Raw genomic sequence first — 14800 nt, 5'->3', positions numbered from 1 at the left:
ATGTAAATATAAGATGCAGATGAAATATATTTCATTTAAAGATTTCATTGTAGAAAAAGAAAAAAACATCGCAATCTATACGATGTTTTTTCGGGTGTGTGTCTCAATATTTACATGTTACTTTCGCGTGATTTAGAAGTAGAATTGGCCGGAGCGATAACTAATTGTCTCGGCTCAGTTTTCTTGAAGTGATTTTTGACGTTACACTTACTACGTTGAGCAACCCACGCTTTAATAGGATTTGTTAAAATAATTTTTTGCTCTTCGTTAGGGGTCTCTTCTTCCAATCTACAACTTTCGCTCCATTTACACCATTTCATTGTAAATTTTGAAGAAGAATGATCGTCTTCTCGATCAAACAAGTGCAAAAAATCCATTTCTCCAGCTAGCATTACGGTGTTACTAGTCGCTAAAAAAGAAAAGGTTGTCCAACGTTTCTCCATGCCCTCCTACTCCTTCTTCACATATAGAGTGCCTAAAACTTAATTTACCTAAAATATGCTTGCCTTTTACCTTACACTTATAGTTTATCCAAAACACTACTATGCAACTATCGATTTGTCTTACAACTACCTTACATTTTTGTAAGAAAAGAAAAAACCTTCATTGTATATACATGAAGGTTTCTCACTTTTTATCTATATGATCATTCATATTATCAAGTCCAGCTTCTTGTAGCTGCGACATCATACCATGGGAAATTGCGCCTAATACTAAAGTCATTCCAATTAGTGAAATGCGAATTGCAGGTACATCAATTATGTAAGCCAACAGGCCAAGAACAATTGTTAAAAGTAATGCTTTTATAAATGTTACACTTGTGTACTGTTTCTTTTTCATCATAATCACCCTTTTACGGAAGCGTTTTCTTAATGTGATTAGTATATCATCAGATGATTTTGTCGTTGTTTTTGTAGAAAAATACTATCCTCTTTGACTTTTTCTATTCTATCCTTTACAGTCGAAATGTTCACAAGTTTTACACACTGTAGGAGGATCCCAATGAATATTGAAATAAAAGACACTTTAATTTCTGAAGAACAATTACAAGCAAAAGTAAAAGAACTAGCACTTCAAATCGAACGTGACTTTGAAGGAGAAGAAATCATAGTCATCGCAGTATTAAAAGGTTCATTCGTATTTGCTGCTGATTTAATTCGTCACATTAAAAACGATGTAACAATTGATTTCATCTCTGCATCTAGCTACGGAAATCAAACCGAAACAACAGGAAAAGTGAAACTACTAAAAGATATCGATGTAAACATTACTGGAAAAAACGTAATTGTCGTAGAAGACATTATCGATTCTGGTTTAACACTTCATTTCTTAAAAGATCACTTCTTCATGCATAAACCGAAAGCATTGAAATTCTGTACGTTACTTGATAAACCCGAGCGCCGTAAAGTGGACTTAAAAGCTGAATATGTTGGCTTCCAAATTCCAGACGAATTTATCGTTGGATACGGTATCGACTGCGCAGAAAAATATCGTAACTTACCATTTATCGCTTCAGTTGTAACGGAATAATATAATAAACTTCCATCAATTATTGATGGAAGTTTATTTTCTATCACGATTCGTAAAAGACAAAGGGAGAGAATAAAAATGACAAAGACAAAATTTGAAAAAGTACTCCTCATCGTAAATCCAAAAGCAGGACAAGGCGATTTACGTGCAAACTTAACGAAAATCGTACCACCTCTTGCCGCAGCTTTTCCTGACCTACATATCCTTCATACGAAAAAACACGGTGATGCAACAAAATATTGCCAAGAGTTTGCTAGTGAAGTAGATTTAATCATCGTCTTCGGTGGTGATGGAACTGTATTTGAATGCACAAACGGCTTAGCCCCTCTTGAAACTAGACCTACACTTGCAATCATTCCAGGTGGAACTTGCAACGACTTCTCTCGCACACTCGGCGTTCCGCAAAACATTGCTGAAGCAGCAAAACTTATTACAAAAGGACATGTAAAACCAGTTGATGTCGCAAAAGCAAACGGACAACACTTCTTAAACTTCTGGGGCATTGGACTCGTCTCTGAAGTATCAAACAATATCGATGCTGAAGAAAAGGCAAAGCTTGGTAAAATCGGTTACTATTTAAGCACCATTCGAACTGTAAAAAACGCTGAAACATTCCCAGTCAAAATTACTTACGACGGACAAATATATAAAGACGAAGCCGTTCTTGTTATGGTTGGAAACGGTGAATATCTCGGGGGTATCCCATCCTTTATTCCAAATGTAAAATGCGATGACGGAACACTTGATATTTTTGTTGTTAAGTCAACAGGGATTCAAGTGTTTAAAGATTATATTGGAAAGAAACTATTTGAAGACACAAATGAAAATGATATCTTCCACGTAAAAGCGAAATCCATTCATATTGAAACAGAAGAAGAAAAAGAAGTAGATACAGATGGCGAAAGTTCACTTCATACACCTTGTCATATTGAATTGTTGCCAGGGCACTTTACGATAATTTATAATCCTGCGGTTGTGTAATCGCTATTTAGATATAACTTTAACAATTACTAAACTTCGCATTTTTCAAAAAAATATAGTATGATGAATAAATAAAAGGTTGTTAACAAAAAACGTTAACAACCTTTTTTGTTTTTTCTAAAAAACTTTTCAATTTAAAGGAGCGATCACATGTATTGGAGAAAAAATGATAAACCTGTAGAAGAACCCGAAGCAATTGCTGTGTGGGAATGCGAAGCAGACGACTGCCTTGGATGGATGCGTAAAAATTTTTCATTAGAAGAAGAGCCGAAATGTCCGTTATGTAAAGGCAATATGGAAAGCGGCGAACGCTTATTACAAAAACTATAATAAATTCTCCTCTTCATCTTTTATAAACTGAAAAATAGAGGATTCTCTTTCTCCTTATCTACAATGTGAATCGAAAGAAAATAAAATATACAAAAAAGCTTTGCGTATCCTCGCAAAGCTTTTTCAATAGCTCAAACTCATCCCTACTATCATTCTTTACTAAAAAAAACAAATTACATTTTGAACAAAAAGGAGCAGAATTCCCCCTTCGAATTTCCCCACTATATTTAGGACAATACACATACAAACCTTCTTTTCTATGTCTCTCTATCATCCCTAAAGCTACTACTCTCATCCCGACCATACTTCCTATTAAAATAATACTAAAAATTAATAACATGGATGTATCCCCCAATAAAAAAAGTAAAATATAGAAAATATCTATGTATTAATTTACTACTCCCATATCTACTATATCAATCCACGACTGCATTCTTCTTATGCATATACACATCAGAAATACTAAAAGCCACGATAATGATGCCACCAAAATATATACCATACTCAGTTGTAAGTGTTACTATCGTTTCTTAACAAAAATTGAGGAGATTTCTTAAGATTTTATGAAGAATAAAAAAAACAGCTATCGCTTATAGCGATAGCTGCTCCTCTATTACTTCGCACTCACAATCTTATAATAAGAACGAACTGTTAAGAAGTAATACCCGATATAAATGACACCGTATACTCCAATACTAATTAGGAGTGGAATCATAATTTCAAATGGTAATAAGTTTGCTAAACCTTTTAGTGCAAATAAGCTATGCAGAATTCCGATCACTAACGGGATTGCAAAGATAAAGCTTACTTGTTTTGCGATAGCTTTTTTCATTTCTTGTTTTGTTACTCCGACTTTACGAAGTACAACGTAGCGCTCACGATCTGCATTTGCTTCTGTTAATTGTTTGAAGTAAATGATAGAACCTGTTGCTAGTAAGAATACAAGTCCTAAGAACATTCCTATGAACATCATTAGTCCAGTTCCTTCAAGTCCTATATGGAAACCAGTGTAGAAGTCTCTAAATGACGGCACCATTTCTGACTCACTAGCTGGCATCACTTTCGTTAATTTTTCTGTTAATACTTTACTGTTTTTTTCATCTTTTACATCAATATTTTTTACAATACGTGTTCCAAATGCTTGCTTCGCCTGTTCATACATTTCATCTGATACGACAACAACTAATTCACCTAAATTTGTAATTGCAATATCATTTGCACCTTGAATCTTTAATTGCTTCGTTTCGTTTCCAATTTGGAATACTGCTTTGTTTCCTTTATATTGCGGGCTAAACTCATGCCCCTCGATATACGAACTGTCATATATAAATGCTTCATCAGTAGCTACATTCACTGTTTCTGCATCGATTTTTTTAGCGAGTTTGTTAAATTCAGACTGAGACATAAACTGATATTTCTCTGAAATCGTATAGTTCATATTCAGAATGAAATCAACTTTATCTCCTTCAAACTTCCCTTTTACAGGAACTGTCTCAATCTCAAATTGATCTTTTACAGGATGATCTTGCTTCTCTTCCGCAAGAATCTCGTTTACTTTCTTATCTAGTGCTGCATCTTTCTTCTCATAAGAATAACTGTACGGTGCAACTGCTTTTGATTGCGTAAATGTGTTGTAATACATCGTAACGGACGTACCAACCGCTGTTAATGTTACCGCACTTAAAATAGAAATTGTTGCAAGTGACTTTGCATTTCCTTTAATACGATATAATAACTGTGACGTCGTTACCATATTCATACCGTTATAAAACGAGGATTTATTATTTCGTGCACGTTTTAATACGAATACTGTAAAGAACATAAATAGTAAATACGTACCTAATACTGTCGCCAGCAAAATGTAAAGTGCGACTGCCATAAAGTCTGCATACTTAAGTGCCTTCACATACATTAACGCTAAGAAATAACCTGAACCGATTAAGAATACTGAAATTAGTGCCATAACTACTGATCCTTTTGGCATTGCTTCTCCTTCGCGTTCTGCGCGGAAAAGTTCAATTAACTTAAAGCGATAAATTAAACGATATCCTTGAAGTGATGTATATAAAATAATCACAAAGAAAATAATTGTTGTATCAATAATCGCACCCATCGGTACTTCAAAATGAACATTTAAGTTTAATCCCATCATACTTACTAATAACTCAAGGAATAATTTTGAAAGGACGCTACCGATCGCAATCCCGATAATTAAAGACATTAATCCCATTAACATATTTTCATAAAAAAGCATTTTACCAATTTGTCTTTTCCGAATACCTAGTAAAGAATATAATCCAACTTCTTTTTTACGTTTACGTGTAAAGAATCCGTTCGAATATATAATGAACACTGCTACGAAGATGATAAGCATCACACTGGAAACTTGAAACGCACCGCTAATCTTTTTAGAGGCTTCCGCTGCTTTTTCCATTTGTGAATTGTATTGCAGTGCTTTAAATGTAAAGTAAATTACGATACTAAAAATCATAGATGCAAAATATACAAAGTAGTCTTTAAAGTTCCGCTGTATGTTGCGGAGGGCAATGCTAGATAAGGTCATCAGCCATACCTCCAGAAATAGAAGACATTACGTCAACGACTTGTTGGAAGAACTGTTTACGTGTTAATTCACCGCGGTGCAATTCTTTATATAACTCACCATCTTTAATGAAAATAACTCGTTTACAATAACTTGCCGCAAATGCATCGTGCGTTACCATTAAAATTGTTGAGTTATCATATTCATTTAACGACTTCATACTTTCAAGTAAATCTGTTGCAGATTTAGAATCAAGTGCTCCAGTTGGCTCGTCCCCAAAAATCATACTTGGATTTGTAACGATTGCACGTGATGCCGCGCAGCGCTGCTTCTGTCCACCAGATACTTGGTATGGGAACTGACTTAAAATATGATCAATACCGAATTTCTTTGAGATTTCAAGAACGCGGCGATCAATCTCATTTGCCTTTACCTTTGATAACGCAAGAGGTAAAGCAATATTCTCTTTCACCGTTAACGTATCTAATAAGTTATAATCTTGGAAAATGAAACCTAAATGATCGCGGCGGAACAACGCTAACTTATCATCATTCATCTTCACGATATCTTTTCCATCAATTAAAATTTCACCGTCCGTCGCATTATCAATTGTAGAAAGAACATTTAAAAGAGTCGTCTTACCAGAACCAGAAGGTCCCATAATTCCAACGAACTCGCCTTCTTTTACTTGTAAGTTAATACCTTTTAACGCTTCAAATTTATTTCCACCTGTGTCATATACTTTTTTAATATTTTTTGCTTCTAACACTGTTTTCATCTCGACATCCCTCATTTCTTCTATTCTCTATTTTCAACTATATACACTCTCTACCCTTGCCACTATCGATGTTTCTTACACAAACATGACAGTTATGTAAGGCACATAAGTAAAGACATCAAAATTTAACCTCATGAATGAAAGTACTTTGTTACTATAACATTGGGATATCATGCCATCCATTCATTCTCCTTACAGGAACATTACATTTTTGTAAGGTAAAAAACTACCTACAAAGTTGTGCACGAAATGTCGGATGGAGCTATTTCGTTCCTGCTATTCTATGTACAGAGGAGGTCATAGTATGGATTCACTTAAAAATATGAATGCAGCAATGCAATATATTGAAGACAACCTGACAGATGAAATTGATTTTAAAGAAGTTGCGAGGCTAGCTCTCTGCTCTGAATATCACTTTAAAAGAATGTTTTCCTTTCTAGCTGGCATATCACTATCTGATTATATTCGCTGTAGACGTCTTACTCTCGCTGCCTTTGAACTAAAAAACAGCAATGTAAAAGTCATTGATATCGCTATAAAATATGGCTACAATTCACCAGATTCATTCTCTCGTGCATTTCAAAACTTGCACGGCATAACACCTTCAGAGGCTCGAAACAGTAATCATTCTTTGAAGGCTTATTCCCCAATGACCTTCCAACTATCCATTCAAGGAGGAAATGAAATGAACTATCGAATTGAAGAAAAAGACTCATTTCGAATTATAGGTATTACAAAACGAGTACCAATCGTTTTCAATGGTGTAAATGAAGAAATTGCTTCGATGTGGAAAAGTTTAAACCCAGAGTCCATTCAAACATTAAAGATGCTTTCAAATGTGGAACCGAATGGAATCATTAGTGCCTCTACTAACTTTTCTGAAGGAAGAATGGAGGAAAAAGGAGAACTCGATCACTATATTGGAGTAGCCACAACGAAAGATTGTCCAGAGCAATTCACACAACTTGAAGTCGTTGCTTCAACATGGGCTATATTTGAAGCTGTCGGTCCATTTCCTGATGCATTACAAAGTGTATGGGGACGTATTTATTCCGAATGGTTCCCTTCTTCAAACTATGAACTAGCGGAAGGGCCGGAGATATTATGGAATGAAAGTAAAGAGGTATCCTCGCCGAATTTCAGAAGCGAGATATGGGTACCTGTTTTGAAAAAGTAATATAAAGGTCTAAACTGTTTCAAAATAAAGAAGCTGCTCTTCCTCTTTAAAGGAAAAGCAGCTTTTTATTTTATACTTCTTCTCGACTCGTTCTTGTACAAGAAAATAGTAATAATCGTAAGCACTATAACAACTAAAAAAGTAAATGCTCTGTAGTTCGAGATAGCAGCCGTACCGATTAATAAGGCAGGTATAACAGCCACAATTAAGCCACCAAACATACCAACAAACGATCCTACACTTTGTTTTACTACTTGAGTTTCTGATACCCAATCATAATAACCAAATCGATTATTAATAAAAACCCCCCATACTGCCGAAAATACTGAATATGTCATCGGTGTTATTACGATTAAAAGAGAACTCCAAACATCTAGTTTTAACCCTATTATTAGTAATACAGCACTAATAAGTGATGCAGGTATAGTCAATGAAAGATTCATAAGAATTTTACTGTCATAAATCTTCTTTGGCGCTATAGGCAATGACTTAATAATCCATACATTTTTTCCTTCTAAAGACAATGACACACATGTTGTACACGTCATCGAAATCGCTGCTGCAATAGCAAATGGAGCAATCTTTTGCAAAATCGACTCAATTCCAGGATACGCTATTAATTGACTTGGTCCTACTACAACTATAGCTAGCGCGAAAGCTATAGCCATCACGACTCCCATTCCACTATTTATGACATACACTGTAGAAGAGAAGAAACGTTTCAGCTCTTTTTTATACAATGCGACCAATACACTTTCTTTTCTCATACTATGAATCTCATAATTTGAAAGCATATGATAAGTGGAAATCCCTGTGTTTATTTGCTTATATTTTAACGAAAGTATTTTTACAAAAAGATAATACCAAATAACTGATATCCCAACGAATAAGATGAAAGCTACAATATCAGCATGAACAATTGCTTTTTGAAACATGCTAGCTAATGGATACACTTTCGTTAATTGCTCTGAAACAATTGCACCAATTCCATTCATATCATTAAGGCTATATTGAGCATTTCCGTTTTTTAGCATAAATAAACCGAATGTAATAATTACTATAAAACTTAAAATCGTAGTTATTTTATTCGTATTTTTAAATTTAGAAGCAATTGCCGTAATCGCAGCTCCAAAGATCGCTGCAATTGTTGTTGGGATTAAAGATGCTATAAACATACTGATGAACCACATAAAGTAAAAAGAAACTGATGGATTCTCATGTATGCAATACACAACTCCCATTGGTAGCATGATTATGATTGAAAAGATCGTATTCAGCAAGTATAAATACAAAAATCTACTTGCAATAACAGTACTTACACGAATCGGTAATGACATTAAAAAGTCGTAGTCCTTAAAAGCAAAAATTTCTCCATTTGCCTTAAATATAGTGAAAAACAACGTTAATACACTGCTAATAACTAGTGCATAAACTGGAATAATTTCGCTCATTCCTAGTTTCACCAATCCATATGCCGAGGTTCCGCAATATAACATTAACATGACACCAACTAGGGCAATAGATGCTGTCAGCAAAATCTTATTCTGCTTCTTTTTCTTATCTTTTTCGTATTTAAAAGTATTTAAACCAAGCTGCGTTATCAACCGGATTTTTAAAAGACCTAAACTATTAGTATTCATTAGCAAGCTCCTTCATAAAGAGCTCTTCCAATGAGCCTTCCTTTATTAAAGAATTTACTTCCCCTGAGAGTGCTAATTTCCCTCTATTAATCATTGCTATTTTATTACATAATTTCTCCGCCACATCTAAAACGTGCGTAGAAAAGAAAATCGCACTTCCCTTTTCACAAAGCTCTTTCATAATACCTTTCAATACTACGGCTGCCTTTGGATCAAGACCAACGAAAGGTTCATCTAAAACTAATAATTTCGGTTTATGCAAAACCGCCGATATAATCGCTACTTTTTGTTTCATACCGTGTGAATAAGAAGAAATTAAGTCTCCCAAGTAAGGTGTAATCTCAAAAGCATCCCCATACTTCTGTATCTGTTCTTCGCGATCCTTCGCAGGCACTTTAAATACATCCGCAACAAAGTTCAAATATTGAATTCCTGTTAATTGCTCATATAAATCTGGATTATCAGGAATATACGCCATTACTCTCTTACATGCAATCGGATCCTTTTTTACTGAATGACCATCAACGAAAATTTCCCCTTCTTCAAAATCTATAACTCCTACTAACGACTTAATTGTTGTACTTTTCCCCGCACCGTTATGCCCGATAAATCCAAATATATCCCCTGCTTGAACAGTAATATTTAAATGATCTACTGCTTTCTTACCACCTTTGTATGTCTTGCTGAAATTTACAATTTCTAACATATAATTTCCCCCGAATCATCTTTTTTGACTGAATTTTCAGACTCAAAAATGAAAAATTTACTCAGGGAGCCTTTGTTATCTCCACTGAGTATTAAAATAATCTCTTAACATATAAAAACTAGAACTATAAAATTTGATTAGTGTAATTCAATCGCTTATTACTCACAATTGCATTTCTTTTTTATATAAAACGTAAGAATATAAATTCGTTATGATAACAGCAACTACTATAATCCCGAGCATCATATAAGATCTCAAATCAGCTGGAGCGAAAACACTTATAATCATAATAAGTCCTAACACCACAAATACTTTCCCGCTAAATCGATGTGTCTTTCTCCATACTTCTTCATTACTTAATGTCCAAGGATTACGCATCCCAACGAAAAAGTTAGGCTTGCATTGTGGTAAATAGTTTCCGATGACTATAAACAAAACACCCACTAATAATTCTGGCACCCGATTAATGAATAAGTTATATCCGAGTCCACTTGTAATAATATCTATATTCCCTACAAATAGTAGCAATAGTATTCCGTTATTCATCATCATAAAAGCTTTAGAAAATTTCTCGTAATTTGCTTTCCTTGGATCAATCTTCGGTATTACATTTAGAAATATATATAACGCAATCATAATTCCAACCATAGAAATCATTCCATATAATTTAGACGAATATCCATCTACCTTACCGCCGCTCCAATGCGTCGCAATTGTATCCGGCAAATGCGGCCAAGCAAACGCCCAAGCTAAACAAGTTATAACAATTAATATAATTGCAAAAAGATGTTTTCTCATTTCCCCTCTTCCCCCTTATTCGTAAACGTAAACACCCAAGTCAATAAATCTTGGAAGACAGTTGTGTTTAAAGAATACACAACGAATTGCCCTTTCTTTTCATCTTGAATAAGTTCAGCATTTTTTAATGCACTTAAATGATGTGAAATACTTGGCTTCGTCATATTGAACTGTTCAGCAATTTCACCAGCGGTTAGATCGCCTTCTTTTAATAAATCTAAAATTTTTCGCCTTGTTGGATCTGCTAATGCTTTGAATGCTTGATTCAATGTCTTTCTTCCTCTCACTAATTAGACATTTAGATATTTATCTAAATGTTAAACTGATTATCGGCATTTGTCAATTGTATCCAGCGCCCTTTTTACTTTTCACGCTTTTGACCTATACTGTTTACTAGCTTATCTTTCAACATAATGAAAAGACTTGAAACACATGATACACTATAGCTACAATTGTTTTTTTGAGGAGGAATATACATATGTATAAAATTTTAATCGTTGAAGACGATCCAAATATTTCATCATTACTACAATCTCACATTCAAAAGTACGGCTATGAAGCTGTTGTAGCGGAGAATTTCGATGATATTATGGAATCGTTTAACGCTGTGAAACCACATCTTGTTTTACTTGATGTAAACTTACCGAAATTCGATGGTTTCTACTGGTGCCGTCAAATTCGTCATGAATCTACTTGTCCAATTATTTTCATTTCAGCGCGTGCTGGTGAGATGGAACAAATTATGGCGATTGAAAGCGGTGCGGATGATTATATTACAAAACCGTTCCACTATGACGTTGTAATGGCGAAAATTAAAGGACAATTACGCCGTATTTACGGTGATTATGCACCTAATATTTCTGAACGTATCGTTGAAGTAGAAGGTTTAAAGTTATTCCCTGAGCGTCCAGAAATTCACTTTGGATCTGAGCAAGTTCTTTTAACGAAGAAAGAGGCAATTTTAGCAGAAATGTTATTATCTAAGTTCCCTCGTACAGCGAGCCGTGAAGATTTATTAGCTGCGCTTTGGGATGACGAAAGCTTCGTTGAAGAAAATACATTAAACGTAAATATTACGCGTCTTCGTAAAAAGTTCAATGAGCTTGGTATTGAGAACTCTATTGAAACAGTACGTGGACTTGGGTATCGTTTTAACGCAACTTGGAGTGAATAAGCATGAAGCTATTTTTACGTGATCATTTTGCATTTTTTCTACTATATGTATTAAACTTCGGAATTATTTTCGTTCTCTATGATGCAGTAGATGGATTCCAAAATAATAAGTTTTACTTCGTTGTTTTAAGCTTATACTTATTTATTTGCTTCCTCGCTTACCGTTACGTTCGCAATCGTAGAATGTACCATAGATTAAGTGAGCCGCCTGAAAAAATGGAAGACGCATTTATTGAAAGGGCGAGCGCTCCGATGCCTCACGGTGTAAATGAACTCGTGCGTACGCAGTACCGTCTCTTCCAAAAAGAACTACAATCGTACGAAGTAAAACAACAAGAACATCAATTATTTATTAATCACTGGGTGCATCAAATGAAGACACCTGTTTCCGTCATGCAACTTATGGTGCTCGAAATGGAAGATGAACATTTAATTCCAAAGTTTAAACAGGAATTAGATCGTCTGAACCAAGGGCTTGATATGGCTTTATACATGGCAAGATTAAATAACTTCCATGAAGACTTCCATGTCGAGACGATTTCATTAAAAGATACTGTAACAAAAAATATTAACGGCCTAAAAGAACTATTCATCCGTAATGGGGTCTTCCCTGTTTTAGAAGTACATTCTGATTTAAAGGTTGCTTCTGATGCAAAATGGCTAAAATTTATCATCTATCAGTTAATGACAAATGCTGTTCGTTATTCTGGTGAACGTGGAAAGAAAGTGTTCTTATCTGCTTACCGAAACGGAAAAGATATTATTTTAGAAGTTCGTGATGAAGGCGTAGGTATTCCCCAAGAAGATATTCGAAGAGTATTTGAACCGTTTTACACTGGGAAAAATGGTCGTACATTCGGAGAATCTACTGGTATGGGACTTTATATTGTAAGTAAAATTTGTGATTATTTAGGTCACTCTGTCAAACTAGATTCTGAAGTTGGTAAAGGAACGACGATTAAAATCATCTTCCACAACGCTGCAAATAATCAAGCAGAAAATACGGAGAAGGTGACCGAAGCATGATCGTAACATATGCTAGCAAAATGTATGAGAACTTACTCTCATACATTTTTTGCAATAAAACTACATATTGGCCTTCTGACGGGAGGCACATATTATGACATTTTGGCAATTTGCATTTAAAAATGTAACGCGCAACTCAAGAGCTTATTTTGCCTACTTTTTAAGCAGTGCCTTTTCAATTGCTGTTTTCTTTTCGTTTGCCGTTTATTTATTCCATCCGAAATTACAAAATTTCAGTATGATCTCTGAAATTTCAGGATTAATGATTTTTTCAGAAGTTGTCATTGTATTGTTCTCTTTCTTCTTTTTACTATATTCAATCGGATCATTTTTAAAAGTTCGAAAAAAACAATTTGGGATTTTAACCATTTTAGGTATATCGAAAAAGCAATTACATCGTCTCGTTTTTACGGAAAATATGTTAATTGGTATTTTGTCTATCTTTTTCGGCATGCAGTTTGGGCTTGTCTTTTCGCAATTTTTCTTATTAGTGACAGCAAAAATTACGCACGTACCAGGTATATATTTATACTGGCCTACTAACGCGATCATTTTAACGATCATCGTTTTTCTTAGTCTTTTTATCATTGTATCTGCATTCACACCGATGCTTATTCGTACAAAAAAAACGGTACACCTTTTAAAAGCAAATGGTGGAAAACAAAAAGAAAGAAAACCATCCATATTTATCTCTTTATTTGGTGCAATTTGTTTATTAGGCGGCTATGCTTTAGCCGGAAATCCTAAATATTTCGTATCAGTAAGCCCACAAATAGGTGTTATATATATGGTTTCAAGTATTTTCGTTATCCCAACGCTTGTTACAATCGGAACATACTTTTTCTTTTCGCAAATTAGTTTTTTACTGATTTATATTTTAAAAACGAGAAGAAAGTTTTATATGAAACGGATTAATATGCTTTGGATTTCTGATTTAGCAAGCCGTATTCGAACGAATATTAATATGCTTTTTATTGTAGCAATGCTATCTACAGTAGCTTTTACAATGATTACGTTCCTATATGGATTCGGGAAATTTATTAAACTAGAGGTTAGTAGAACTTCTCCTTTCCCAATTTCTTATTTTTCTTATGATGCGAATCCTTTTGTTACAGAGCATTTAAATTGGCTTGAGCAACAATTACAAAAAGAGCATTTTCCTTATGAGAAAATAAAAGCTGATATATATGAAACACCACTAAAAGAAGATAAAGATGTAGCTATTTATAATGACGTATACGCAATTAGGCAAAGTGACTATAACAAACTTGCGGATTCTTTACGAATGAAACAACTATTCATGGATGATAACGAAGCATATGTTTTAACGGGGACATCTTATATCACTATATTCAACGAATTTGAGCAAAGCTACAATAGAGATTACATTACACTCGCTAGTACAAATACGAAATTACGAGTAAAAGGCTATGAACATATGAGTGCAATTCCATCTACCTTTTCATATCAAACGCTAGTTTTACCTGATATTATTGTAAACAATTTACCCAATACGGCAAAGCATATATCAGCGTACAATTACAAAGTGCAAAACTGGGAACAGACATATAAAATTGCTGATAATTTTATAGAAAAAGTACAAAAAGATCGCGATAAATTCCAATATGAAGGGCCTCTCATTCACTCCTTTGAATCAGCAAGCTCATTATATAAAATCACATCGGGAAGTGCTGCATACTTCCTAATTGGGACATTCTTGGGGGTTATCTTCTTCATTGGAGCTGGTAGCGTTCTTTACTTTAGAATGTATACCGATTTAACGAACGAACAAGAGAAGTATATAACGATTTCTAAAATCGGTGTAACAGATTTAGAGATGAAACGATCTGCAACCATTCAACTTAGTATTTTATTTTTCGTTCCGTATATTGTGGCATCCATTCATACAATGTTTGCAACAAAAATGCTACAAGATGTAATTGGTTTATCGTTATTCAAAGAAGTTTCAGCCGTTCTTATTATTTTTGGAGTCGTTGAAATCCTCTTTTTCTTATTCATTCGTTCGCTTTATATGCAAAAGTTATCACAATATACGAATGGACAAAATATTTAAAACAAACTTGATGAAAGGAGTATCTCTCATACTCTTTTCATCTTC

General features: G+C 34.4%; 16 protein-coding genes and 1 pseudogene. 7 read left to right on the top strand and 10 right to left on the bottom strand.

The annotated features are described in order from the left end of the window. Positions 1–110 precede the first annotated feature (110 nt). The gene (locus tag MR065_RS02440) at positions 111–443 is read right to left on the bottom strand and encodes a hypothetical protein (RefSeq protein ID WP_242212341.1); all 333 of its coding nucleotides are present in this window, start codon (positions 441–443) and stop codon (positions 111–113) included. Positions 444–627: 184 nt separating this feature from the next. Next, positions 628–843 (bottom strand): hypothetical protein, encoded by a 216-nt coding sequence (locus tag MR065_RS02435; protein WP_242212340.1) that lies wholly within the window; start codon positions 841–843, stop codon positions 628–630. 159 nt (positions 844–1002) lie between these two features. Here MR065_RS02435 and hpt point away from each other — a divergent pair, with 159 nt between their 5' ends. The 3 genes from hpt to MR065_RS02420 all read left to right on the top strand — a co-directional run bounded on the left by hpt (position 1003) and on the right by MR065_RS02420 (position 2841). Beyond that, a complete protein-coding gene (gene hpt / locus MR065_RS02430) occupies positions 1003–1530 on the top strand; it encodes a hypoxanthine phosphoribosyltransferase (protein ID WP_097904736.1) in 528 nt (175 codons plus the stop codon). Positions 1531–1608: 78 nt separating this feature from the next. Next, positions 1609–2511: a diacylglycerol/lipid kinase family protein gene (locus MR065_RS02425; RefSeq protein ID WP_242212339.1), complete on the top strand. Its 903-nt coding sequence runs from the start codon at positions 1609–1611 to the stop codon at positions 2509–2511. A gap of 150 nt (positions 2512–2661) precedes the next feature. Next, positions 2662–2841, top strand: coding sequence for a cold-inducible protein YdjO-related protein (locus tag MR065_RS02420; protein ID WP_097904738.1), 180 nt, complete (start codon positions 2662–2664; stop codon positions 2839–2841). Between the two features lie 58 nt (positions 2842–2899). Here MR065_RS02420 and MR065_RS02415 read toward each other — a convergent pair whose 3' ends face one another. From MR065_RS02415 to MR065_RS02405, 4 genes and pseudogenes are all read right to left on the bottom strand, one after another. After that, positions 2900–3181: a hypothetical protein gene (locus MR065_RS02415; RefSeq protein WP_242212571.1), complete on the bottom strand. Its 282-nt coding sequence runs from the start codon at positions 3179–3181 to the stop codon at positions 2900–2902. Positions 3182–3257: 76 nt separating this feature from the next. After that, a pseudogene (locus MR065_RS27665) lies at positions 3258–3371 on the bottom strand (DedA family protein); the annotation flags it as partial. Between the two features lie 83 nt (positions 3372–3454). Beyond that, positions 3455–5404: an ABC transporter permease gene (locus MR065_RS02410; RefSeq protein WP_242212338.1), complete on the bottom strand. Its 1950-nt coding sequence runs from the start codon at positions 5402–5404 to the stop codon at positions 3455–3457. After that, positions 5391–6161, bottom strand: coding sequence for an ABC transporter ATP-binding protein (locus MR065_RS02405; RefSeq protein WP_000859663.1), 771 nt, complete (start codon positions 6159–6161; stop codon positions 5391–5393). Before MR065_RS02405 ends, MR065_RS02410 begins: the two co-directional genes overlap by 14 nt. A gap of 304 nt (positions 6162–6465) precedes the next feature. Here MR065_RS02405 and MR065_RS02400 point away from each other — a divergent pair, with 304 nt between their 5' ends. After that, positions 6466–7338, top strand: a complete 873-nt coding sequence (locus MR065_RS02400; protein WP_242212337.1) for an AraC family transcriptional regulator — start codon at positions 6466–6468, stop codon at positions 7336–7338. A 65-nt stretch (positions 7339–7403) separates the two neighbouring features. On the opposite strand, the gene MR065_RS02395 is transcribed toward MR065_RS02400, so the two are convergent. From MR065_RS02395 to MR065_RS02380, 4 genes are all read right to left on the bottom strand, one after another. After that, on the bottom strand, positions 7404–8978 hold the full coding sequence (locus tag MR065_RS02395) for a permease (protein WP_242212336.1): 1575 nt from the start codon (positions 8976–8978) through the stop codon (positions 7404–7406). Next, positions 8968–9684, bottom strand: coding sequence for an ABC transporter ATP-binding protein (locus tag MR065_RS02390; protein ID WP_242212335.1), 717 nt, complete (start codon positions 9682–9684; stop codon positions 8968–8970). Before MR065_RS02390 ends, MR065_RS02395 begins: the two co-directional genes overlap by 11 nt. A 162-nt stretch (positions 9685–9846) precedes the next feature. Next, positions 9847–10482, bottom strand: coding sequence for an SdpI family protein (locus MR065_RS02385; RefSeq protein WP_098989556.1), 636 nt, complete (start codon positions 10480–10482; stop codon positions 9847–9849). Beyond that, a complete protein-coding gene (locus MR065_RS02380) occupies positions 10479–10751 on the bottom strand; it encodes an autorepressor SdpR family transcription factor (RefSeq protein WP_002067754.1) in 273 nt (90 codons plus the stop codon). Before MR065_RS02380 ends, MR065_RS02385 begins: the two co-directional genes overlap by 4 nt. Positions 10752–10960: 209 nt before the next feature. Between MR065_RS02380 and MR065_RS02375 the strand changes: the two genes are divergently transcribed. The 3 genes from MR065_RS02375 to MR065_RS02365 all read left to right on the top strand — a co-directional run bounded on the left by MR065_RS02375 (position 10961) and on the right by MR065_RS02365 (position 14755). Then, positions 10961–11656: a response regulator transcription factor gene (locus MR065_RS02375; protein ID WP_000276738.1), complete on the top strand. Its 696-nt coding sequence runs from the start codon at positions 10961–10963 to the stop codon at positions 11654–11656. Positions 11657–11658: 2 nt separating this feature from the next. After that, a complete protein-coding gene (locus MR065_RS02370; protein WP_097904746.1) occupies positions 11659–12681 on the top strand; it encodes a sensor histidine kinase in 1023 nt (340 codons plus the stop codon). A 94-nt stretch (positions 12682–12775) separates the two neighbouring features. Continuing rightward, the gene (locus tag MR065_RS02365) at positions 12776–14755 is read left to right on the top strand and encodes an FtsX-like permease family protein (RefSeq protein ID WP_242212334.1); all 1980 of its coding nucleotides are present in this window, start codon (positions 12776–12778) and stop codon (positions 14753–14755) included. Positions 14756–14800 lie beyond the last annotated feature (45 nt).

The sequence above is a fragment of the Bacillus cereus group sp. BfR-BA-01383 genome (genome assembly GCF_022663495.1).
Classification (GTDB): Bacteria; Bacillota; Bacilli; order Bacillales; family Bacillaceae_G; genus Bacillus_A; species Bacillus_A cereus_AU.
Note: the sequence above shows the minus strand (reverse complement) of the source record. Positions and strands in the feature narration are given on the sequence as shown.

Coding starts and splice junctions, on each gene's coding strand:
- MR065_RS02440 (WP_242212341.1), bottom strand. CDS start 443: ATGGAGAAACGTTGGACAACCTTTTCTTTTTTAGCGACTAGTAACACC.
- MR065_RS02435 (WP_242212340.1), bottom strand. CDS start 843: ATGATGAAAAAGAAACAGTACACAAGTGTAACATTTATAAAAGCATTA.
- hpt (WP_097904736.1), top strand. CDS start 1,003: ATGAATATTGAAATAAAAGACACTTTAATTTCTGAAGAACAATTACAA.
- MR065_RS02425 (WP_242212339.1), top strand. CDS start 1,609: ATGACAAAGACAAAATTTGAAAAAGTACTCCTCATCGTAAATCCAAAA.
- MR065_RS02420 (WP_097904738.1), top strand. CDS start 2,662: ATGTATTGGAGAAAAAATGATAAACCTGTAGAAGAACCCGAAGCAATT.
- MR065_RS02415 (WP_242212571.1), bottom strand. CDS start 3,181: ATGTTATTAATTTTTAGTATTATTTTAATAGGAAGTATGGTCGGGATG.
- MR065_RS02410 (WP_242212338.1), bottom strand. CDS start 5,404: ATGACCTTATCTAGCATTGCCCTCCGCAACATACAGCGGAACTTTAAA.
- MR065_RS02405 (WP_000859663.1), bottom strand. CDS start 6,161: ATGAAAACAGTGTTAGAAGCAAAAAATATTAAAAAAGTATATGACACA.
- MR065_RS02400 (WP_242212337.1), top strand. CDS start 6,466: ATGGATTCACTTAAAAATATGAATGCAGCAATGCAATATATTGAAGAC.
- MR065_RS02395 (WP_242212336.1), bottom strand. CDS start 8,978: ATGAATACTAATAGTTTAGGTCTTTTAAAAATCCGGTTGATAACGCAG.
- MR065_RS02390 (WP_242212335.1), bottom strand. CDS start 9,684: ATGTTAGAAATTGTAAATTTCAGCAAGACATACAAAGGTGGTAAGAAA.
- MR065_RS02385 (WP_098989556.1), bottom strand. CDS start 10,482: ATGAGAAAACATCTTTTTGCAATTATATTAATTGTTATAACTTGTTTA.
- MR065_RS02375 (WP_000276738.1), top strand. CDS start 10,961: ATGTATAAAATTTTAATCGTTGAAGACGATCCAAATATTTCATCATTA.
- MR065_RS02370 (WP_097904746.1), top strand. CDS start 11,659: ATGAAGCTATTTTTACGTGATCATTTTGCATTTTTTCTACTATATGTA.
- MR065_RS02365 (WP_242212334.1), top strand. CDS start 12,776: ATGACATTTTGGCAATTTGCATTTAAAAATGTAACGCGCAACTCAAGA.